Source organism: Flavivirga algicola, from assembly GCF_012910715.1.
GTDB lineage: Bacteria > Bacteroidota > Bacteroidia > Flavobacteriales > Flavobacteriaceae > Flavivirga > Flavivirga algicola.
Genome location: NZ_JABBHF010000005.1, coordinates 91,836 through 115,152, shown reverse-complemented (window position 1 = coordinate 115,152; position 23,317 = coordinate 91,836). Strand labels below are relative to the sequence as shown.

Below are 23,317 nucleotides of genomic sequence, written 5' to 3'. Positions count from 1 at the left end.
TAAACTTTAACACATCTCCAGGTAAGTTTTATAAAAAATTGCAGACTCTAGAACACTAACTTTAATTAAATAATTTTAAATCTTTCATCATGAAAAAAACAACCGTATTATCGATTATCACTTTTTCTTTTATTATGCTATTATCAACCAACGTGGGTGCTCAGAAGTTCTCTAAACTAGACAAAAGCCCAATGGATGCAGCTGCTTTCCCAAGCAGTTATAAAGACCCTAACAAGCTTATCAAAATTGTTTATAGCAGACCTCAACTTAAAGAAAGAGCGCTTAGTAAACTTGCGCCGAATGGTAAAGTCTGGAGACTAGGAGCTAATGAAGCTGCCGAGTTAACACTTTATAAAGACATGAAATTAGGAAGTACTTCTGTAAAAGCAGGAACTTACACTTTTTATGCCATTCCAGGAGATAAAGAATGGATCGCTATAATTAGTAAAGATTTAAACGTTTGGGGAGCCTATTTCTATAATGAAGCAAACGATGTGGCTCGTTTATCTGTACCAGTAACATCAGGCGGAGAATCTCTAGAAGCATTCTCTATTGCTTTTGAAGAAGCTAACGGCAGTATAAATATGCATTTAGGATGGGGAACTACTAGAGTTGCTGTGCCTTTTACAAAGTAAGACGTAAGACAAAATTAAAAAAGTTCCAATAGCTTAAAACTGTTGGAACTTTTTTATTTTAACAATTACAGATACTGATCACAGTAATTACCTACTGAACACTGCTACTGCTTACTGCACACTGTAAACTGAATTCAGGGAATATTCAAATACTTATGTGTTTGAAGTGACACTTTCCATTTAGGATTAGCCATAACATAATCTACAATGTTTGGTACAATCTTATCACGTTTACTCCATTCGGGTTGTAAGTATAAAATACAATCTTTATTAACCTTAGCTGCCTGTTCTTCGGCAAAGCGAAAATCATCTTTATTATACACAATCACTTTAAGCTCATCTGCATTATTATAAACCTCCTCAGTAGGTAACTTCATTTTTTTAGGAGACAAACAAATCCAATCCCAAATACCTGTTAATTTATACGCTCCTGATGTTTCTATATGCGTTTGGAGTCCTTCTTCTTTTAATTGGGTTGTTAAAATGCTCATATCCCACATTAAAGGCTCTCCTCCTGTTACGACAATAGTATCACTATATTTTTTTGCATTTTCGACAATCTTAGCGGTTTCTGTAGGAGGATGCAAATCGGCATTCCAACTTTCCTTCACATCACACCAGTGACATCCTACATCGCATCCACCAATGCGAATAAAATAAGCCGCAGTACCTTTATAATACCCCTCTCCTTGTATGGTATAAAATTCCTCCATCAAGGGTAATAATTCCCCTTTATCTATCAGTGATTGAACCTCTTTTTTCATAGTTTGCAAAGATACATAATTCCATTACTTTTAGTATTATATTTTGATTTTCAATTCTATTTTTATATGTTTGTCTTCGATCGATTAAATTTGAAGCCCCTCAATAAATCTATCTTATATGAAAAAAACTACACACCTTGTAATACTACTGTTACTAAGTAGCTATTACACTTTCTCTCAGGCTGATACCATTACTACAGATCAGCTCGATTCTAATGAACCTACAATGGCTAGATTCTCTAATTATGAAACTGGCATTGCCACAAAAACAAATGTATTTCCAATACACTTAGAAAGCGACAAAAATATTGTTGGAGTTTCCTTTAATAGAACTTCCGCTTTTGTGTTTAATGCGACATCTAATGATGAAAGTAGAATGCATGTTGGTAATGCAACTAAAAATTCGTCTAACCAGTTAACCTATACAACCAGTAGTCATACTATATTGGTAAAGGACAATAGAACGAAATTTAGGTATTACAAAAATGCAGGAAATTATTTTGTGGAATTTATATTAGGCACAAACTTGCATAACTATTTTTGTTAAAAAATAATCGCGTAACATAAGTATTTTATTTATATCTTAGTAAAGTAAATTGCTTACAACCTCTCTCTAACAATGAAAAAAATAGTTTGCTTACTAATGCTGCTTTTCTGTATGCATTATTATGGCGATGCCCAAGTGGGTATTGGAACAACCACACCAGATGATGGTTCAGCTTTACAAATAGACAGTACAACAGGAGCTTTTGTACCTCCTAGAATGACCAATACTCAAATGATGTCTATTACAACGCCCCTAGATGGCGCTTTAGTATTTAACACCACTAAAAGCTCATACTGTATATACAAAAACAGTGCTTGGACCAGCCTAACCAATTCAGCTTTAGTAATGAATATGGTTGGCACAAGTGGTAATTCGATTATCTCTACCAACACGAATACGTACTATGATTTCCCTATAGGCTCTAGCAATGTTCTAGTTACAAACTCGCAAGTATACAATGTAACAGCTAATGGAACTATTACAATACAGGAACCTGGAAATTATATGTTTAGTGCTTCTTTATCTATAAGAAACATGCCGTCAGGCAGTACAAAATTCATTATTGCTATAACCGTAAATGGTCACTTAATTGGCTACTTAAGTAGGGGGTTTGCAACCCTAACGGGTACAGATTACTGGGGTACCAGTGGAAATATTATGTATCCTATTAATGCAAATGATGAAGTAAAAATAAGATATGTAATAAATAATGGCGGCACACCTTTAGAAGCACAATTCGTCAATATAGGTATCACCAAGCTAAATTAATAACCATAAATGCGATATGATTTATAACAACCTTATTTAATAGTACAATCTAAGTTTTGATTATATATTTTTATAATCTCTTTAAATAAACTAAAAGTAAATTGCTTTAATCTCTCTCTAAAATGAAAAAAATAGCTTATTCTTTAATGCTGCTTTTTTGTATGCATTATTACAGTTTTTCCCAAGTAGGTATTGGCACAACCTCTCCAACCTCCGAACTAGAAATCGAAACCACTAATACAGGAATTCCTGCTTTAGAATTAAACCCGCAGTCTGCCCCAACTGGTACAGTAACTGGACAATTGGCAGTAATAGGTGACAAATTATTTATGTACGACGCAACCAGAACAAAATGGCTTAGCGTCGAAACAACTGCACTTCAATATGGTTATGGAACTAGTACTGATGATCAAACTTTATATTTCGGAGGAGACATAGGATACTATCTTGCTCCTCAAGATGTTAGTGGCCCTAAAATGCCATTTAACGGCACCATTGTATATTTAACTATTGAATCTTCAGGAGGAAATGCTTCAAAAAGATTTGACTTATTAATAAATGGTACTAATGTTGGGAATAATTCAGACCCAACTCTGGACGGAAGGTTCAATCTTTCGGGAGGTTCTTTTACAAGAACTACTTTTAATATTGATTTTAATGCTGGAGACTATATAACAATTAGAGCTGCCAGCAACGGCTCTGCTGTAGAAGACCCTGCAGCCATTATTTGGGTTAAATGGCGCGAATAGTTTAAGTATATAACTTTATAGTTGTTTTTTCATTATAAAACCTTATTTTTTTCTTCTTCATTTTTCCTGTATTTTTATGCAAAATTATAGCAAATGGGGAGTAAAGAAACTTTTTTTAAACATATAACCGAAGGCAATACAACAAAGGGTGATTTTATTCCCATAGGTGCCGCCATGCTAGATGGGGAAACTATTACGGGTGCGCATGTAAAAATCCCTTTAAAAACCATGAATCGTCATGGGTTAATTGCTGGTGCAACAGGTACCGGGAAAACAAAATCTTTACAAGTACTGGCCGAAAACTTAAGTGACAAGGGTGTTCCTGTTTTGCTTATGGATATTAAAGGTGATTTAAGTGGATTGGCTCAACCAAGTCCAGGACATCCAAAAATTGATGAGCGCCATGAAAAAATAGGACTTCCATTTGAAGCTAAAAACTTTCCCGTAGAAATACTAACTCTATCTGAACAAGACGGTGTACGCCTAAGAGCAACCATTACCGAATTTGGTCCTGTACTACTCTCAAGAATTTTAGATTTATCTGAAACGCAATCTGGTGTCGTTGCTGTTATATTTCAATATTGTGATGACAATAAACTTCCTATCCTAGACATCAAAGATTTCAAAAAAATATTACAATACGCTACTCAAGAAGGAAAAGCAGAATTCACCGAAGCTTATGGAAGAATTTCAACAGCATCAACAGGCGCTATTTTACGCAAAGTCGTTGAATTGGAACAACAAGGCGCCGATTTATTTTTTGGAGAAACCTCTTTTGATACTCAGGATTTATTAAGAATTGATGAGAACGGACGCGGTTATATCAATATTATCAGATTAACCGATATTCAAGACAAACCTAAATTGTTCTCAACATTCATGTTAAGTCTATTAGCCGAAATTTATTCAACATTTCCAGAACAAGGCGATAGTGATAGACCTGAATTAATTCTATTTATCGACGAAGCTCATTTAATTTTTAAAGAAGCATCCAAAGCTTTACTAAATCAAATTGAAAGCATCGTAAAACTAATAAGAAGTAAAGGTGTCGGCTTGTATTTTGTAACTCAAAATCCAACAGACGTCCCTGAAGCTGTTTTAGGGCAACTGGGCTTAAAAGTACAGCATGCCCTCAGAGCTTTTACTGCCAAAGACAGAAAAGCCATAAAGCTTACAGCACAAAACTATCCAGATTCTGAATATTATGATACCACCGAAGTATTAACATCTTTAGGTATTGGAGAAGCTTTAGTCTCTGCTTTAGATGAAAAAGGTAGACCCACGCCATTAGCAGCGACCATGATGCGAGCACCAATGAGTAGAATGGATGTTTTAACCGATATGGAATTAAGTACACTGCTTTCAAAATCAAAATTGGTAAAAAAATACAATAAGGATATTGATCGAGAAAGTGCTTATGAAATGCTAAATGAAAAAATAGAGCTAGCAGAAGCTGAAGAAGCCAAAGAAAAAGCAAAGAAAGAAAGAGAAGCTCTTAAAAAGGCAGAATCCAGAAAGCGTACAACTACTAGTTCCAGAAGGAGAAGTACCAGAATGAACCCCATTGTTAAAGTACTTACAAGTGCTACATTTATAAGAAGTGTTTTTGGCATTTTAACTAAAGTGCTAAAAAAGTAAATAACAATTAATATAAATCAACCCGTAAATTATCTTTAAAATAATGTACAAACCATTTTTAAGTCTTATTATACTTAGTTTTTTGTTTTCTAGCTGTAAAAAGAAGCAAGATCCTTTTGAAATTGGAAAACAGCATCTCGGACTATTGACAGACTCAACGCAGGTAAAAGACCTTAAGGATATTTATGTTAATGATTCTTTGGTGAAATTTATTGGCGGTGATGAGTTTACAGGGAGCCAGAACAATATAGAAATATTTGAAAAAGGAGGTAAAAAACTCTTGGCCCTCACGCCTAAACAAGCTTTAGACTCTACATCGACTATTGAGAGTATACAAATTTTAGACCCTCGGTTTAAGACCAACAAGGGCATTACAACTCTAAGTACTTTTAAGGATATTTCAAGCACTTATAAAATATCGAAAATAAACAATCTCATAAACTCAATTCATATTATTATTAATGAACTAAACGCAAGTTTTGTTATAGATAAAGAAGAGCTTCCAGCAAATCTTAGATTTAATATGGATGTTAAAATAGAAGCAACACATATCCCTGATGATGCCAAAATAAAATATTTTTTCTTAAACTGGAATATGCATTAGCAAACAAATAAATGAATCCATTCTTATCGAAACTATTAATAGATTTAGCTCGTAAAAGGCTTGAAAAAAAACAAGCAAACAAGCCTGTAAGCAAAAAGCAAATAGTCCCTCTGGTAAGGAGATTTCAAGTTGAATTATCGCATGCCATAAAAGAATATATTTTTATCATACTTGGTGTTTTTTCTGCTGGATTTGGGTTAAAGGGTTTTTTGCTTCCAAATAAATTTATTGACGGAGGCGCTACAGGTATTTCTTTATTATTGGAAAATGTTACCTCGTTAAAATTGGGGTTATTATTAGTTTTGGTCAACCTGCCTTTTTTAATTCTTGCATCTAAAACTATTAATTTCAAATTTGCAATAAAAAGTATTGCTGCCATTGCGCTTTTAGCTCTCGTTGTTCATTTTATAGATTACCCAACTGTTACAGAAGACAAGTTATTGATTGCTGTTTTTGGCGGTTTCTTTTTAGGGCTAGGAATAGGTATGTCTATGCGTGGGGGTAGTGTTATTGATGGCACTGAGGTTTTAGCCATTTTTTTAAGCAGAAAATTATCATTAACTATAGGTGATGTTCTATTGCTAATTAACATCATTATATTTTCTATTGGTGCGTATACACTTTCTATTGAAACCGCTCTTTACGCCATTCTTACTTATTTAGCAGCAGCAAGAACAGTAGATTTTGTGGTTGATGGTGTAGAAGAATATGTTGGGGTTACAATCATATCGAACAAACATGAAGAATTAAGGATTATGTTAACCGAAAAACTGCGTCGTGCCTGTACTATTTATGCGGGGAAAGGTGGTTTTGGAACCCAGGGAAAAAGCTATGACAAAGACATTATTTATACTGTAGTAACCCGTTTAGAACTTGCAAAGTTACAAACCGAGATTGATAAAATTGATAGAAACGCATTTATCATTATGGGTATTGTTAAAGATTTAAAGGGTGGTATGATCAAAAAAAAGCCTATGAAATAGTAAGCAGTGAATAGTGAGCAAAATTAAAAACTCGTGAAACAAAAGAAATATATTATTCAAAACAATCCGTTTATTGTGCCTACCACAGATGGCAAAGTTATAAAAGAGCATTTTGGAATGGCTACCGATGGTAATTCTCAAATTAGTATTGCCTATATGAAGGCGCCTTCTGGGTGGAGCGAACCTTTTCAGACACCTAAGTTTGATGAATTCACCTTTATTCTAAAAGGCAAGAAGCAATTTATTATTGAAAATGAAACAGTTATTTTAGAAGCTGGTCAATCTATTAAAATTGAAAAGAACACCCGAGTTCAATATTCCAATCCTTTTGCTGAAATATGTGAATACATAGCTATTTGTACACCTGCATTTTCTATAGACTTGGTAAACAGAGAAGTTAAATGAAGGCGTATTTTATAAAATTTATTGGGTTCTATATAAATCTGATAAGCTATATTTCTCCTAAATATGCTGCAAAATTAGCAATCAAATTATTTTCTACACCCCAAAAAGGACGACTTAACGAAGAACAAAACCAATACCTTTCCACAGCTATTCAAGAAAATATCATTCATGAAAATATTTCAATAAAAACCTATTATTGGCAAGGCAAAAAAGAAACCATCTTACTAGCTCATGGTTGGAAAAGTAACGCTTTTAGATGGAAAAGCCTCATTGAAACTTTAACTGCTTTAGATTATACTATTATTGCTCTAGATGCTCCTGCTCACGGTAATTCTAGTGGCAAATTATTCAATGCGCTTCTTTATTCTGAGTGTATAAGTATTGTTGCTAAAAAATTTAAGGTAGATACTTTGATAGGGCATTCGGTTGGAGGCACTGCAACTATTTTTTCTCAGCATAAAAAGCAATTAGAGTCTGTTAAAAAAATTGTCTCATTGGGTGCCCCAGCAGATTTTGTTGATGTTTTTAAACGCTATGAGACTATGATGGGCTACAATGAAAGAGTTTCCTCTGCCATGGTTCAATATGTATTGGAAGAATTTAACCATTTACCAGAATACTATTCTGCACCTAATTTCATAAAAGAAATCGAAACAAAAATACTAGTCATTCACGATAAGAAAGATAAAGTTATACCTTACACAGATGGTTTAAAATTTAAAAAAAACCATGAAAAAGTACAATTTATTGGTACCAAAGGTTTCGGTCATGGTCTAAAAAACGATATCGTTCACAATTATATTATCGACTTCTTAAACGTATAAAATGTTGTACTTTTGAGGCATGGAAGTACAATTAAAACGCATTAACAAATTTTTAAGTGAAGTTGGATATTGTTCTCGTCGAGAAGCCGATAAACTTATTGAAGCTGGACGAGTCACTATTAATGGAGTGATCCCTGAAATGGGTACAAAAATTGCACCGGGAGATATTGTATACGTTGATGGCAAGGAAATAAAAAACAATAAAGAAAGCTTTGTCTATTTAGCTTTTAATAAACCTGTTGGAATTGTTTGCACAACCGATACTTCTGTTGAAAAAGACAATATTATTGACTTTATAAATTACCCGAAACGTATTTTTCCAATTGGAAGACTGGACAAACCTAGTGAAGGTTTAATTCTACTAACTGATGATGGCGATATAGTAAATAAAATTCTACGCGCCAGTAATAATCATGAAAAAGAATATATTGTAACTGTAGATAAACCTATATCTCAAACATTTATTGAGCGTATGTCTAGCGGTATTCATCTAGCTGAATTAAAACAGGTTACTAAAAAATGTAAAGTTAAAAAGTTAAGTACTTTCCAATTTAAAATCATCTTAACACAGGGCCTAAACAGACAAATTAGGCGAATGTGCGAGTATCTAAATTATGAGGTGCAAACACTAAAACGTGTTAGAATAATGAATATTAAAATGGATATACCTATTGGTGCGTATAGAGAATTAACGAAAGTGGAATTTAATGAGCTAAATAAGTTAATTAGCAATTCTTCGAAAGAACACCAGAAACAGCCAAAAAGAATAAAAAGATAAATTGTTGATAGAGGAAACCATATTTTTAAAACTTTTAAATCATTTTACGTGTAAGCCTTAGGAAGTCAGCACTTGTTTATCCATCTATTGCAATACAAACACCACTGCGAATAAAAGTATAAAAAGACAAATAAGAATAATGACCAACAGATCGTTCATCTTTTTGAGTCTATCAATTTCTTCAAATATTGATTTACCTTCTTTAGGCAAATTTGTCATTTTATTCATATCACAAATTACTGGTAATTGTATAGTATAACTAAATTTTGCTGATAATATTATCTATAACACAAAAAAAGTTTTAATAAAAAAAGCATTATACGCTAAAAGCCTATAATGCCATTCAAAAAACCTTTATAAGTTGTTTAGTTTAAGTTTAAATATTGTTATGCCTTTCTCTAGCGAGCAATGTGTTTTTAAGTAGCATGGCAATGGTCATAGGACCTACACCTCCAGGAACTGGTGTTATATAACTTGCTTTCTGACTAACATTGGCAAAATCTACATCTCCTACTATTCTATACCCTCTCGGTTTAGTCTCATCGGTAACCCTTGTAATCCCAACGTCTACAACAACAACATCGTCTTTTACCATTTCTGCTTTTAAGAAATTAGGAACCCCCAATGCCGAAATAATAATATCTGCCTGTGATGTAATTTGGGTAATATTTTTTGTATGACTATGGGTTAAAGTTACTGTTGAATTTCCAGGGAATCCTTTGCGTCCCATTAAAATACTCATAGGCCTACCTACAATATGAGAACGTCCAATAACTACCGTATGCTTTCCTTTAGTTTCTACACCATAACGATCTAACAATTCTAGAATACCGAATGGGGTTGCTGGAATAAAAGTAGACATATCTAAAGCCATTTTCCCAAAATTTGTAGGATGGAAACCATCAACATCTTTATCTGGGTTTACGGCTAATAATACTTTCTGCTCATTAATTTGTGGAGGTAACGGCAACTGAACTATAAAACCATCAATTTCAGGATTCTCATTAAGTTCTTTTATTTTTTCTAACAATTCAACCTCACTCGTTGTATTGGACATTTGCACCAAAGTAGACTCGAAACCAACGCGTTCACAAGCTTTTACTTTACTCCCAACATAGGTTAAACTAGCACCATCATTACCAACAATTATTGCCGCTAAATGAGGAACTTTCTCTCCTTTATCTTTTATTTTCTGAACTTCAGCAGCAATTTCATTTTTAATGTCGTTACTAACTTTTTTTCCGTCTAAAATTGTCATATTTATTAATTTTTGCCGTGAATGCACGAATATTATCTTGCAAAGACGCTAAATCGCAAAGTTGTTATATACTTTTCCCTTAATTACTGCTTACTGCGAACTGAGTACTGAACACTGCTCACTAGAACTAGCGCATCCCTTTCATCATTTGCATCATCTTTTTGCCTCCGCCCCCTTGCATCATCTTCATCATTTTACTCATCTGGTTGAACTGTTTAAGTAGTTGATTCACTTCCTGAACAGATGTTCCCGAACCTTTTCCTATACGTATTTTTCTACTTGAATTCAAAATAGATGGATTACTTCTTTCTTTAGGTGTCATAGAATGAATAATGGCTTCAATCCCTTTAAAAGCATCATCATCAATATCAATATCTTTCATCATTTTTCCAGCACCAGGAATCATCCCCATAAGATCTTTCATGTTTCCCATTTTCTTGATCTGCTGAATTTGCTTCAGGAAATCATCAAAACCAAATTGGTTTTTAGCTATTTTCTTTTGAAGTTTACGTGCTTCAGCTTCATCAAATTGTTCCTGGGCTCTTTCAACTAAGGAAACAACGTCTCCCATTCCAAGAATACGGTCTGCCATACGAGATGGATAGAACACATCTATGGCTTCCATTTTTTCTCCCGTACCAATAAATTTGATTGGTTTATTGACTACAGATTTTATGGAAATTGCTGCACCACCACGTGTATCACCATCTAATTTTGTTAGGATAACACCATCAAAATTCAAGACATCATTAAAGGCTTTTGCCGTATTAACAGCATCCTGACCAGTCATAGAATCTACAACAAATAATGTTTCCTGTGGTTGGATTGCCTTGTGAATGTTTGATATTTCGGTCATCATCACCTCATCAACAGCCAAACGACCTGCGGTATCAATAATCACGACATTGTGTCCATTGGCCTTTGCGTGGGCAATACCCGCCTTAGAAATCGCAACAGGATCATTATTGCCTCTATCACTAAAAACCTCAACACCTATTTGATCTCCAACAACATGCAATTGGTCAATCGCTGCTGGACGATACACATCACAAGCCACCAACAATGGTTTTTTAGTTTTTTTATTTTTAAGATAATTAGCGAGTTTACCAGAAAAAGTGGTCTTACCAGAACCTTGCAAACCAGACATTAAAATAACACTTGGCGTTGCTGAAAGGTTAACCCCCTCTGCATCGCCTCCCATAAGTTCAGTCAACTCATCTTTTACGATTTTAACCATTAACTGACCTGGCTGTAATGTTGTTAAAACATTTTGTCCAAGGGCTTTTTCTTTAACTCTTTTTGTAAATTCTTTGGCTATTTTAAAATTAACATCGGCATCAAGTAATGCGCGACGTACTTCCTTTAAAGTCTCGGCCACATTAACCTCTGTAATGCTTCCATGTCCTTTTAAAACGTGTAAGGCTTTATCTAATTTATCACTTAAATTATTAAACATAATTTACTTTTAATTTTAGGAATGGCAAAGTTAATCATTTGAAGCGTATTTATAAAGTAGACTAATAAAAAAAGGCTGTCAAATTATAATTTGACAGCCTTATAAAGGAGACTTAACTAACTAACCATAAACCGAAAAGATAAGCTTATCCTTTTTAATCAAAAACAGATTCAGATTACCATTCTTTTTGTTCAAGAACTAATATTCTTTCTATACCACCTTCGGCAGTGTAATCCTTTAATTCTACTCTAGTTTCTGTAATAGATTTTATCATCCACCTGTGATTAAGCGTATTAAATGGTGCTTCAGTTCCAAAATGCATACCAAGGAACAAACCTTCATTTCTATAAGCTAACCAAGAACCACTATACTGTAAATCATTATTTTCCTTATAAACATTTATCTTTCCTTCTTCTGAAAAAGTAATTGCATATAACTCAAAGGCTTCCTTTTTCTCTTCATCTCCATCGATATAAGAGGCTACAATCCAACCTCCATCCCAACCTGCTCCCCAAGCGGTAGTAAGTACATCGTTGATATAGTTTATATCTTCATCTCCTTCAGGACAGTGTCTTTTCAAGACCATTTTGTTATTCTCATTTTCAAGTTTAATTAAACCTGGCTCTAAGAAAGTAATAGCCCATTCTAGTTTCAAATCTGGTCTTCCTTCTAAATTAATTTTTAAAACAAAACCTGTATTTCTCACACCTACTTCATAAGTTCCTTCAACCAACTCACCATTAACTCTAAGTTTTACAACATTGTTTTCAAAGAACTTTAAAGGTGTTCCTATATAATCTTTTTCATTATCGGCACCATCAACACTTAAACGTGCTACTCGCCATAAACATTCCTGTAAATAGTTTTTAATTCTTTCTTTGGTAATATCAATAACAACATCACAGTTTTTCTTCATGATGATTCTATTGCCACCAGTCTCATAAAGCTTAATCTTACCATATTCAATATCATATACAATCCACTCTAAAGTAAAGTCGGCCAGATTTTCAAATTCCATTTTTAAAAGTGCACCTCTATCAGTTACGCGTGTACTCCAAGTACCTGTTAAAATATCTCCGCCTCTTGCACGCATTACAACAACATTATCTTCTTTAAAGTTTAAAGCATATTCTTTGTACTCGGCTGTATTGTCTTGGTTATCTCTTTTGAATTCATAAACAACCCAAGGACAAATTTTTAAATACTCATCTAAACGTTCTTTGGTGAAATCGTCATCACCATAATCGTTATCATCATCTTCATCGCAAGCATCTTTTGCTTCGTTTATAGTTTTTTCCAATTCCTCATTATTGTTTACTACAACAGAAGAACCATCAGATAAAAGCATTGTCACAGGAAAGTTAAGACTTGCTAAAACTTCGGCATTCGCAACACGCTTAACAAAACGATGTAATTCTCTGTCATTTTCAATCGTTACAACATCTATAACCTGAAACTCAGTATCGTAAACCGAAAAAGATATTGGATACTGGAAATCGATACATTCAATATCATCATCAACTTCGTTGTCTCCACTACACTCTTTAACATAAGCTTCTAACTCATCGGCATTATTTATAACAACTTCTTCATGCTCTGAATTAACTATTGTAATTGGAAATAACATTTCCAGTTTGTCTAAATCCTCTTCAAATTCGTCGAAAATAGCTTCGATAACTTCAAAGTCTTCTTCAGAGTCAACAATAACCTCTAAACCATTAACTGTTACTGTTACTGGTAACGATACAGATATACAACTTGCATTATCTATAATGTTGTCTTTAGAACCATCCATTTTAGATGTTGCACTTATAAAACTTGTTAACTGCGAATCTGCTACAAGTGCTTCACTTTCGGCAGGAGGCGTTACTTCAACAGCCTCTTCTTGACATGATGTGAAGAACAAAAGGGCAAAAAAAGGTATCAATAATAATATTCTCATTTTAGATTTCATGATTTTTAATTTTGGGTTAAACATAGCTTTTTGATTATTAAACAGGATATCTTTAAAAATTCCTACCCTATGAATGGAAAAAAAATCAAAATTCTAAATTCCGAATTCCAAAAAACTTTATTTTAGCGTCATTAAACCACCAAACTATAATGGGTAAGCAATTACATGAAAACATTTGTGAGGAACGCCTGTTTTCGTCTATATTTAATAAACATTCTAAAGATTTACACAATTTTTTATATTATAAGTTTGGTGAATTGCTAAATCCAAAAGATAAGGTTCAGGAAGCTTTTGTTAAACTTTGGGAAAACTGCTCAAAGGTTTCCCCAGATAAGGCTAAGAGTTTTGTATTTACTACTGCCAACAATTTAATGTTGAATGAAACGGCACATCAAAAGGTTGTTTTAAGACATCAACAAACCAAGCCCAAAATGTATACGAATGAGAGCCCTGAATTTTTAATGCAGGAAAGTGAGTATCATGATAAATTACAAAAAGCACTGGCTAATTTAACGGAAGCACAACGGGTCGCTTTTATGATGAATCGTGTTGAAGGAAAACGTTTTAAAGAAATTGCAGCACTTTTAGATATTTCTACCAAAGCTGTTGAAAAACGCATTTACGGTGCCTTGGAAAAATTGCGTAAGGACATTAAGGAGTTATGATGTTGTTAGATGTTAGAAAATTAAAATTTTGGTATTTGATTTTGAAATTTGAATTCTTTTTTCTCGCAAAGCAAAACCGAATACGCTTTTATTAGAATACAAAAAAGAATGTATTAATATTTTGTATCTTTTGTTTTCTAACGAAAAATATAAAATTGGCTGAACACTGAATTTTAAACTTTTTGAAAAAAAAATTAAATTTAGGGTAGGAAAAAATAAAAGTCAATTGTTATATAGTTGAATAAGGAATCATGAACAGAGAAATTTTAATATCGAAATGGCTGGATAACGATCTAAATGATCAAGAGCTTGAAGCATTTAAAGCGCTTGAAGATTATGATGATTTAGTGAATTTAAACCAAGGCTTACAAGCTTTTAAGGTAGATGCCTACAACACGTCTGAAGAACTAGACACCGTTTTAAGCACGATTAAAAGCAACAAAAAGCAATCGACACATTGGTTCAAGCCATTTATGCGTATTGCAGCTATACTCGCTGTTTGTTTTAGCTTATATTATTACACAACGACTTTAGATACTACTATAACTACTGAGTTTGCTCAAAAAACAACTATAGAATTACCCGATACTTCCAGTGTTTCTCTAAATGCAAAATCATTATTGACTTTCAATAAAAAAGGTTGGAAACACAATAGAGAGGTAGAACTTAATGGTGAAGCTTTTTTTAAAGTAGCTAAGGGCTCATCATTTAAAGTAAAGACAAAAACAGGACTTGTAACTGTTTACGGAACTCAATTTAATGTAAAACAATGGGATCATTATTTTGAGGTTATTTGCTACGAAGGTTTAGTTGGCGTTACTTACAATTCTCAAGAAACAAAGTTAAATTCTGGTGACAGTTTTTTAATTATCGATGGGAAAATAATTGCTAAAGAAAAAGAAAACCGCTCGGAACCTTCGTGGTTAAATAACGAAAGTACTTTTAAAAGTGCGCCTTATAAAGCTGTTATTGCAGAATTTGAAAGACAATATGGAGTTCATATTACTTTAATGAATATTGATTCTGACCAACTATTTACAGGTAGCTTTGCACATGATAATATAGATGTGGCCATAAAAGCAATTACCTTACCTTTACGTGTAACTTATAGTAAAACAAACCATACTATAATATTAAAACGTGAGTAGAAAAAGTATTCTTTCTTTTTTTTCTTTATTGCTTTTTTTGAATGTCGTTAACCTCAAAGCGCAAACCATTCAAAAAGAAAAGCAACCGTTGCTGTCTATTTTAAACATCCTTGAAGAGCGTTACAATATTAGTTTTTCTTATGTAGATGAAACGATTAAGGGTAAAGAAATCGCCCTACCTTCCGAAGGTTTGGCCCTAGAAATTATTTTAGAACTACTTAAAGAAGAAACCGAACTAGATTTTCAATTATTAGATAGTCGTTTTGTAGCCATTAAACTTTTAGAAAAAGAAAAAAGCAATTACAGATTGCAAAAGCTTGAAGAGGTTGTTGTTACCAATTATCTTACTAGTGGTATTACTAAACTTAATGACGGATCTATTAGTATAAAACCAGAATTATTTGGAATTCTCCCTGGTTTAATAGAACCCGATGTTTTACAAACCATTCAGGCACTTCCAGGTGTTGTAAGCACAGATGAAACCGTATCGAATATAAATGTTAGAGGCGGAACCCACGATCAGAACTTATTATTATGGGATGGTATAAAAATGTATCAATCTGGTCATTTTTTCGGACTCATTTCTGCCTTTAACCCGCACACAACTAAACGTGTTAGTGTATATAAAAATGGCACCAGTGCTAAATATGGCGATGGTATTTCGAGCATTATAGATTTGCAATTACCTGATAACATTGATAACGAATTTAAAGCAGGCTTAGGCTTTAATTTACTTAATGCCGACGGATACGCCAAAATTCCTTTATCTAAAAAAACGGAACTGCAATTATCCACACGCCGCTCTGTAACCGATTTAATTGTAACACCTACTTACGATCAGTATCTCAAGCGTGTTTTTGAAGATTCAGATTTTAGTAAATCCAGTAACAATACCATCTCTCAAAATGAGAGCTTCTATTTTTACGATGTTACTGCAAAATTCTTATATAACATTTCTAAAAAAGATAAAATTAGATTTCATTTATTACATGTAGATAACAAATTAAATTACGAAGAACAACTAACCAGTAATGTTAGAGATGAGGCTTTAGTAAGCAAACTTTCACAACGAAACTCAGCTATTGGACTTACTTATACTAGAGATTGGACCAAAAGGCTTTCAACAACATATCAAGTCTATGTTTCTAACTATGATCTGGACGCTACTAATTTTGACCTTATTAACGACCAACGTCTTATTCAAGAAAACGAAGTATATGACGGTACTTCTAAATTTGATATTAATTACAAACACAGTCGTCAATTAAAGATAAATGGCGGTTACCATTTCTCAGAAATTGGTATTAGTAATTTAGAAGACGTTAACAACCCTATTTTTAGAAGCTATATTAAAGATGTTATTAGAAGCCATGCTATTTATGCAGAGACAGCTCTTTTATCGAATAATGCCAAAACCAATTTAAAAATAGGTGGGCGCTTAAATTATATAAGTAAATTCGATTTATTTTTAGCAGAACCCAGGCTTAGGTTTAGTCAACGTTTTCTTAATAACCTTAAATTCGAGATATTAGGGGAATTCAAACACCAAACGACTTCTCAAATTATCGATTTGCAAAACGATTTTTTGGGTATCGAAAATCGCAGGTGGGTATTAGCTAACAATAATAGTGACAATATTGTTATTAACAATAAAACAATCTACCCTGTACCAGTAGTAAAGAGCAAGCAACTATCTGCAGGCATACATTATAATAAAAACAAACTATTAATTAGTGCCGAAGGTTACATAAAAAAAGTAAATGGCATTACAACAAGAAGCCAAGGGTTTCAAAACCAATATCAATTTGTAAACAGTATAGGAAGTTATGAAATTAAAGGGTTAGATGTCTTGTTAAACAAACAGTTTGGCAATACGGTTAGCAGTTGGGTTTCCTATTCTTTTAGTAATAATAATTATATATTCCCATCTTTAAACGAAGGCAAAAAGTTTCCTAACAATACAGATATTAGGCATACATTTTCTTTTGCTGGAACCTATACTCAAAATGCTCTTAAATTAGCCTTGGGACTCAATTGGCACTCTGGAAGACCTAGCACACTTCCAGATACAACTGACGATCCAGAAGATCGGGCCATAACTTATACCAATCCTAATAGCAGTAACTTAGAAGATTATTTACGAGCAGATTGCTCTGCCACCTATGCCTTTGATATATCTGATACAACGCGAGCAACTATTGGAGCATCGGTCTGGAATGTTTTAAACAAAAAGAATATCATCAACACCTATTATACTTTAGATGACAACAATGAGATCAACACCATTGAAAATGAATCTCTAGGCATCACGCCTAATGTCAGTTTAAGAATTTATTTTTAAATGCTTATTTTTGTAAGATGCTACCAATAAGGAGAATCCAAAATATATTTAGCTATCTCGCTTTATTAATCACTTTAGTATCATTTTCGGTACCCACAAGTGTTTCTTCTAATTATGATAAACCACAAACCGAGCTTTTAGTTAGTAAATACAGAAGCGATGATTCTACTGTTAAAGAATACCTACCTTTGGCCAAAAGGCCTCAAAAAGTGGTATTTAATCAATACCTTATTTTTAGTTTTAAATCCTTATTGAATAATCATATTTTCGATTTTAATCTAACTTTTAAGTCTCAAAAGGAAGCTATTCTACAATTTGAAAACTACAATAACCTTCTAGAGCAAAATCTTATCGCTCAAACATACACAATCAAGTCTAAAAGTATCTTCATAGAGTAAACCTGTTGTCAATATTCTGGCACAATTTCAATTATTTTTAATCTGAGACTAGCCTAAAAAGTAAATACAATGTCGCATTGAGCGCAGTCGAAATGCACAATAAGACAAATCAAATAATAAAATCCTTTTACGCAGTCTTACTACTATTACTACTATGAAAACTTTAAAAAAGGCATTAAGGCTTTTTGCTTTAATACTTATGATTGCTTTGGCTTCTGTATTGCCTGTACCTATAACATTTTACAAAAAAGATAATTTACCAAAATATACTATTGAACTTGTTGAAAAGAAAGATGATGAAAATGACCGTGAGGATGCTAAAGAAATTTTATGACTGAATTGATATAAAAATCAATCCAAAATTAGCTTAACATCTTCAATTATACACCAAGTCTTTTAAGTTATATTTTTCACTGAAAACTGGGATATAAAACAATAAAATTGTCTCTATTTTTGAAAAAAAACAACATCTTATAACACATTGAGGTTATAAGTTAAAAAAAACATTCTGAAAACTCAAAAGCCTTAATCAGTTTCAACAAAATCAAAAAATGAAAAAAGAACTAGTCAACAACACCAAACTTTGGAAAATAGAAACCAAAGGCAAATCTCATATTGTAGAATACGGAAAGGTAGATGGCAAACTAAGAAAGAACAAAAAGACTTTTAAAACTGAGGAAGCATGTGAAAAGGATGCAGAAAAACTTATTAAATCTAAAATAAAAGGTGGTTATATTGAACTTACAATTAAAATAAAGGGGGAAGATCTAGATTTACTGTATAGGATAGAGCAAGTTCAAAGAGGGAATGCTACTATAATTAATGAGGATAGATTATGGACAGACAACGAAGAAATACTGGCAGAAATATGGAAATGTACTGAGTTAGAATTTTTAGATCTTCGGACAGATTTAAATATCCCAGAAGAATTAGGCAATTTAATTAACCTTAAAACTCTTAAACTTTCACTTCTTGAGTGTAAAAGCCTTCCACAATCTATCAAAAATCTACAAAAACTAGAAGATCTCTATATTTCGCCAGGCTATGGCATAAATTTTATCATTCCAAATGAAATAGGAGAACTATCTTATCTTAAGAAATTACATCTAGATGGTAATCACAAATCCATCCTCCCAAGCGCCATTTCCAAATTATCCAACTTAGAAACATTAAGAATTGATGGATTTGCTAGTAAAGAACTCCCTAAAGACTTAGGTAATTTATCTCAACTTAAAAAAATAGAATTAAATAATCCTAAACTTTTAGAAACATTACCTGCTTCAATTGGAAATCTGGGCAATTTAGAGGAATTAATTGTTCAGTCTTCTAGAAGTAGAAGTCCTTACTTGGACTCTCAACTTCCAGGCCTAGTTATTCCCAAAGAGATTGGAAAACTCACGAACCTAACCAAACTGGACTTAAAAGAAAATGATATTCAATCTTTACCAGACGACATAGGTAATCTAAAAAAACTGAAAGAATTAATAATAGAATATAACGCTCTTGATCACTTCCCTTTAGGGATTTGTAGCTTAACCAACTTAGAAACATTAGAAATGCATTCTTCTTCAGTTGCCGTAAAGCATATCCCAAACGAGTTTGTACACTTAGAGAACTTAGAAAATTTCGAAATTAATTTAAGTGAAACGTCTAATATACCTTCACAGTTTAGGGTTGAGAGTCTTGGCTTTAACTCCCTCGAGCCTGAGTCCATTATTGATTATTTAAGCAATCTTAGTAAGAAACAGAAGACCACTGTTACTAAAAATATACCTGAGACTCCTCCCAATAAAGAACAATTGGTTAAAAACAGAGGGAACCTGATAGAAGATATATTCTCTGATATTAATGCAGAAACGTTTGGTGATGATAAAGAGAATATAAAAACAGTAAGAGACTTTGTTACTGGAGAATCGCACGACCTACCTTTAGCATTAAGAAAAGACTCTTATGATTATAAACGTATTGTTGACTTGTTGTCCCCATTAGAAGAATGGAACTTTATAGATGAGAGAGTTTTTTTATTCATCACCCAAGATGCATTTTATTATCAGGAGCAAAATAGATTTATAGATGGCCCTTCTTTTAGTGGATATCATGAACAATTTTTCGAAAATTGGTTTTTACCTCAACTGGAAAATGAACAAAAAGACCAGAATCTCTTAGGAAGTATTTTTGAACTACTCATTAATGCTGGTGTAGATGAAGACACTTGTTTTGAAGCATTTCTATCTTCCGTACCAGCAAAAGTTCCGTTTAATCACGCAGATCAAACACCAAATTCTGTTGGCAACTATATTCTAGACAAAGCTAAAAATGACATAGAAAACCTTACAGACCTTATGATCAAACATAAATTAAGAAGGCCTTTTATTCAATTTATGCTTATTAATGACCGTAAATTATTAGAAAAAAGTTTGGCAAAAATGTTGGTTATAAGGGAATATGAGGGAACAGGCGGAGCAAATAAACATATCCCATTTACTTTACTTGAACTGTTGGTTTCTTATGACCTTAAGTCCTATGAACATTACATTCATGAACTGATAGAACAAACAGATTGTCATGAATGTATCATGGAATGCCACAGAATCTTACTAAAGCACAACGAGGAAGATTACAGAGACATAACGCTTGCAAAAGTGAAAGAAACGTTAACTATTATTTCTGAGAAGATAAATAAAAACGGAAAAAACCAATTTTCTTGGTCTGTAAAAGGCGGATATGGAGATAACACACCCGAATTTATAGACTGGTCACTGGAAATTTATGGCACAGAATTAAAAGAAGCAGTTGCTCAATATGTAGAGCATACTAAAAGACATAATTTAGGAATTTCTAAAGTTATCGTCGATCACTTTGGTCAAGACGCATTGGATATCATACAACATGATTTTAAAGTGAGTACAACCAGTAATGGAGCCGAAGAATATTATAGAGCATTATTGGGTATCGTTGGAAGGTTTGATTATTCGGCACATTTCGACAAGGTATGGGAACTAGCGACAGATAAAAAAACCAAAATTTCCCAAATGGCAGCTTTCGAACTGGCGAGAACAGAAAATATTGAAGTTAAAAATAAAGCACTAGACTACTTAAATTCAAAGAAAGATGCACAGAGATTAGCTGCTATGCGTGTTTTTTATTACTGGAGAGATGAGGATACCAAGTCGGCCATCCAGTCTATTCTTAAAACAGAAAACAAAGATTTAATAAGAGAAATAGCCGTAGATATTATTTATGGGCAACAAGACCTTAGTAAAGTAACGGTTGGCGAAATGAAAGAGCGAATACAAGATGCTATTGCTTTAAATAAGTTAGAAACTAAAATAGTAAAATGGCAAAACAAGCTTCCTCAGCTAATTTGGTCTGATGGAACATCATTTACTCAAGAGGAAATTGACTATTTGTTTTATAGACAAAGCCTGTGCAAAACTATAGCCCCAGATGTAGAAGCTCAACCCATCTATAACTTGGTAGAAAAGAAAAGTGCAGAAGGTTTTGCTAAAGCATGGTGGGAATTGGTTCAAAAAGACCAAGGCTTATCTATAAAGGAAAAAGGGGTTCTTGCTCCTGTTGGTATTTGGGGTGGGGAAGAATTAATAAACAGCTTAGCACATGAAGCGTTAAAAAACAAAAAAGTAGTTGCTTGTAGCCTATTAGGGCTTATGGCCTCTGAAACTGCTGCTTGGGCTTTAGATAAGGTCATGAAAATTAATGAACCGAAGCAAAACAGCCTTTTAAGAGAAGCCGAAGCTGCTTTTACTGCTATAGCAGATAGTTTAGGACTAACAGCTCTGGAGTTGCAAGAACGAATGCTCCCTGATTTTGGATTTACAGAACGTGAACTGAAGTTTACAGAAAACGGTGTAGATTACATTTTATTTATTGATACTTCACTTCACTTCAGCTATAAAAATGAAAAAGAGAAGGTCCTAAAAAGTATTCCCAAAGCATCTTCAGACTTTAAAAAGAAGCAAAAAGAGTCCAATGCTTTATTAATGACGGTAGCCAAGCAATTTTCGCAATCACTCAATAGATATTTGGTAACTCAAAAATTTTGGTTCACAGAAGATTGGCAATCATTTTTCCTAAACCATCCTGTCACTTTTGCTTTTGCACAAAAGACAGTTTGGAGTAATGGTGAAATCTATTTCATCGCAAGGCCTAACGGTGAGGTGGTTGATTTAAAAGATCAGAGAGTTTACTTAGGAAAAAATGACCAAATTACTTTAGCACATCCTATCTTAATGGGGCAAGATATAAGTCAAAAATGGATAACCTATTTGGAAACCAAAGCTATTTCATCAACTTTCGATCAACTAACCAGAGATATACACCACTTACCAGAAGAACTCCATGCTCAGACTATGGACAATCGTTTTAACCTTAAACAAATTCAAGTCAGCACTTTTAGGTATCGAGCCACTAAAGCAGGATGGCGAAGAGGTCTTGTTGTAGGAGGCATGGTTACTTCTTACGAAAAGGCTTTTGAAGCAGACCATATAGAAGCTTTTATAGAAACAAATGAGCTACCTGTAAGAGAAGGTTATGAAGACATAATGACCTCTGGCAGATTATATTTTGTTGCTATAGGTGCTGTTCGTACAGATAGCTATGTCGATGAAAACCCTTATAATGAAAATGATAGCAGATTAATTCCTTTTAAGGAAATACCGCCTATTGTCTTTTCAGAAACGATAGCTGATTTATTGGCTATAACTGCATCTTAAGTTCTATATGATAAAAAATAAAATAGATTTGGAACATGCATTTTCCAAATTGAAAGGAAAGATAATCACTTCGGTATGGTACAAAGGCAAGTTTAATATCAGAAGTGATTATCAAACTAACGAAGAAGGACTCTTTTTGGAATGTTCTGATGGTGATGTCTTTCATATTTATCCTGCAGATGAGTTGAATTTAAAGTTCATTTATGGCGTTTACATCAAAAAAATGAATTACTGGGAAAGAGAAAAGAAATATATTAAACACTTAAAAAATGTTACTGTAGAATGGAAAGGCTACATAGGAAAAGAAATACAAGCAATATGGTTGAATTGGGAAAGGATTATAAACCATAGGTTTTCTCGAGGGCATCCGAAATCTAGAACAGATTATCCATATGGTTTAGAACTTCATTTTGATAATAGAGAGCATATTTACTTAAAAGCAATGAAGATTGTAGACGAAGAAACCAAGCCTTACCTCGGCTATCCAGAAATTACAGTGTTTTTCGATTCAGAAATTAGGGATCGGTATATAAATTTACAAGAAGAATAAAAGAAAAATAGTTGAAAAAAAAGAGCGTGATTTGTAAAGTAGATGGCTAATGGTGTGGTGGCACTAAATATTGATGGTTTTTACAAACCACTATAAAACCAAATATTTGCTATTTATAT

At 33.3% G+C, this 23,317-nt stretch carries 21 protein-coding genes; 17 read left to right on the top strand and 4 right to left on the bottom strand.

Annotated features, from left to right (window positions below; translation table 11 throughout):
• Positions 1-89 precede the first annotated feature (89 nt).
• Positions 90-635, top strand: coding sequence for a DUF2911 domain-containing protein (locus HHX25_RS10040; protein ID WP_169672717.1), 546 nt, complete (start codon positions 90-92; stop codon positions 633-635).
• Positions 636-769: 134 nt separating this feature from the next.
• Here HHX25_RS10040 and HHX25_RS10035 read toward each other — a convergent pair whose 3' ends face one another.
• Positions 770-1,399: a 7-carboxy-7-deazaguanine synthase QueE gene (locus HHX25_RS10035; RefSeq protein WP_169672715.1), complete on the bottom strand. Its 630-nt coding sequence runs from the start codon at positions 1,397-1,399 to the stop codon at positions 770-772.
• A gap of 118 nt (positions 1,400-1,517) precedes the next feature.
• Between HHX25_RS10035 and HHX25_RS10030 the strand changes: the two genes are divergently transcribed.
• The 9 genes from HHX25_RS10030 (at position 1,518) to rluF (ending at position 8,695) form a co-directional block, all read left to right on the top strand.
• Positions 1,518-1,946 (top strand): hypothetical protein, encoded by a 429-nt coding sequence (locus HHX25_RS10030; protein ID WP_169672713.1) that lies wholly within the window; start codon positions 1,518-1,520, stop codon positions 1,944-1,946.
• Positions 1,947-2,018: 72 nt separating this feature from the next.
• Positions 2,019-2,714: a hypothetical protein gene (locus tag HHX25_RS10025; protein ID WP_169672711.1), complete on the top strand. Its 696-nt coding sequence runs from the start codon at positions 2,019-2,021 to the stop codon at positions 2,712-2,714.
• Between the two features lie 122 nt (positions 2,715-2,836).
• On the top strand, positions 2,837-3,463 hold the full coding sequence (locus HHX25_RS10020; protein WP_169672709.1) for a hypothetical protein: 627 nt from the start codon (positions 2,837-2,839) through the stop codon (positions 3,461-3,463).
• 93 nt (positions 3,464-3,556) lie between these two features.
• Entirely contained in the window at positions 3,557-5,101 is a 1,545-nt protein-coding gene (locus tag HHX25_RS10015; protein ID WP_169672707.1) for a helicase HerA-like domain-containing protein, read from the top strand.
• A 43-nt stretch (positions 5,102-5,144) separates the two neighbouring features.
• Entirely contained in the window at positions 5,145-5,705 is a 561-nt protein-coding gene (locus tag HHX25_RS10010) for a hypothetical protein (protein WP_169672705.1), read from the top strand.
• Between the two features lie 11 nt (positions 5,706-5,716).
• A complete protein-coding gene (locus tag HHX25_RS10005; protein ID WP_169672703.1) occupies positions 5,717-6,688 on the top strand; it encodes a YitT family protein in 972 nt (323 codons plus the stop codon).
• 33 nt (positions 6,689-6,721) lie between these two features.
• Entirely contained in the window at positions 6,722-7,093 is a 372-nt protein-coding gene (locus HHX25_RS10000; RefSeq protein WP_169672701.1) for a cupin domain-containing protein, read from the top strand.
• The gene (locus HHX25_RS09995; RefSeq protein ID WP_169672699.1) at positions 7,090-7,917 is read left to right on the top strand and encodes an alpha/beta hydrolase family protein; all 828 of its coding nucleotides are present in this window, start codon (positions 7,090-7,092) and stop codon (positions 7,915-7,917) included. Before HHX25_RS10000 ends, HHX25_RS09995 begins: the two co-directional genes overlap by 4 nt.
• Positions 7,918-7,936: 19 nt before the next feature.
• A complete protein-coding gene (gene rluF / locus HHX25_RS09990) occupies positions 7,937-8,695 on the top strand; it encodes a 23S rRNA pseudouridine(2604) synthase RluF (RefSeq protein WP_169672697.1) in 759 nt (252 codons plus the stop codon).
• Between the two features lie 376 nt (positions 8,696-9,071).
• Here rluF and HHX25_RS09985 read toward each other — a convergent pair whose 3' ends face one another.
• From HHX25_RS09985 to HHX25_RS09975, 3 genes are all read right to left on the bottom strand, one after another.
• Positions 9,072-9,953 (bottom strand): bifunctional 5,10-methylenetetrahydrofolate dehydrogenase/5,10-methenyltetrahydrofolate cyclohydrolase, encoded by an 882-nt coding sequence (locus HHX25_RS09985; RefSeq protein WP_169672695.1) that lies wholly within the window; start codon positions 9,951-9,953, stop codon positions 9,072-9,074.
• Between the two features lie 127 nt (positions 9,954-10,080).
• Complete coding sequence (gene ffh / locus HHX25_RS09980; RefSeq protein ID WP_169672693.1) at positions 10,081-11,409, bottom strand: signal recognition particle protein; 1,329 nt, start codon at positions 11,407-11,409, stop codon at positions 10,081-10,083.
• A gap of 175 nt (positions 11,410-11,584) precedes the next feature.
• Positions 11,585-13,363 (bottom strand): hypothetical protein, encoded by a 1,779-nt coding sequence (locus tag HHX25_RS09975; RefSeq protein ID WP_169672691.1) that lies wholly within the window; start codon positions 13,361-13,363, stop codon positions 11,585-11,587.
• Between the two features lie 149 nt (positions 13,364-13,512).
• On the opposite strand from HHX25_RS09975, the gene HHX25_RS09970 reads away from it, so the two are divergent.
• From HHX25_RS09970 to HHX25_RS09940, 7 genes are all read left to right on the top strand, one after another.
• Positions 13,513-14,028, top strand: coding sequence for an RNA polymerase sigma factor (locus HHX25_RS09970; protein ID WP_169672689.1), 516 nt, complete (start codon positions 13,513-13,515; stop codon positions 14,026-14,028).
• Positions 14,029-14,279: 251 nt separating this feature from the next.
• Positions 14,280-15,176, top strand: coding sequence for a FecR family protein (locus HHX25_RS09965; RefSeq protein WP_169672687.1), 897 nt, complete (start codon positions 14,280-14,282; stop codon positions 15,174-15,176).
• A complete protein-coding gene (locus tag HHX25_RS09960) occupies positions 15,169-17,517 on the top strand; it encodes a TonB-dependent receptor plug domain-containing protein (protein WP_317169079.1) in 2,349 nt (782 codons plus the stop codon). The genes HHX25_RS09965 and HHX25_RS09960 overlap by 8 nt, the downstream gene beginning before the upstream one ends.
• A gap of 17 nt (positions 17,518-17,534) precedes the next feature.
• Positions 17,535-17,915: a hypothetical protein gene (locus HHX25_RS09955; RefSeq protein WP_169672684.1), complete on the top strand. Its 381-nt coding sequence runs from the start codon at positions 17,535-17,537 to the stop codon at positions 17,913-17,915.
• A 154-nt stretch (positions 17,916-18,069) separates the two neighbouring features.
• Complete coding sequence (locus tag HHX25_RS09950) at positions 18,070-18,249, top strand: hypothetical protein (RefSeq protein ID WP_169672682.1); 180 nt, start codon at positions 18,070-18,072, stop codon at positions 18,247-18,249.
• 217 nt (positions 18,250-18,466) lie between these two features.
• The gene (locus HHX25_RS09945; protein ID WP_169672680.1) at positions 18,467-22,648 is read left to right on the top strand and encodes a leucine-rich repeat domain-containing protein; all 4,182 of its coding nucleotides are present in this window, start codon (positions 18,467-18,469) and stop codon (positions 22,646-22,648) included.
• A gap of 7 nt (positions 22,649-22,655) precedes the next feature.
• Positions 22,656-23,198, top strand: a complete 543-nt coding sequence (locus tag HHX25_RS09940; protein ID WP_169672678.1) for a hypothetical protein — start codon at positions 22,656-22,658, stop codon at positions 23,196-23,198.
• The last annotated feature ends 119 nt before the right edge of the window (positions 23,199-23,317 follow it).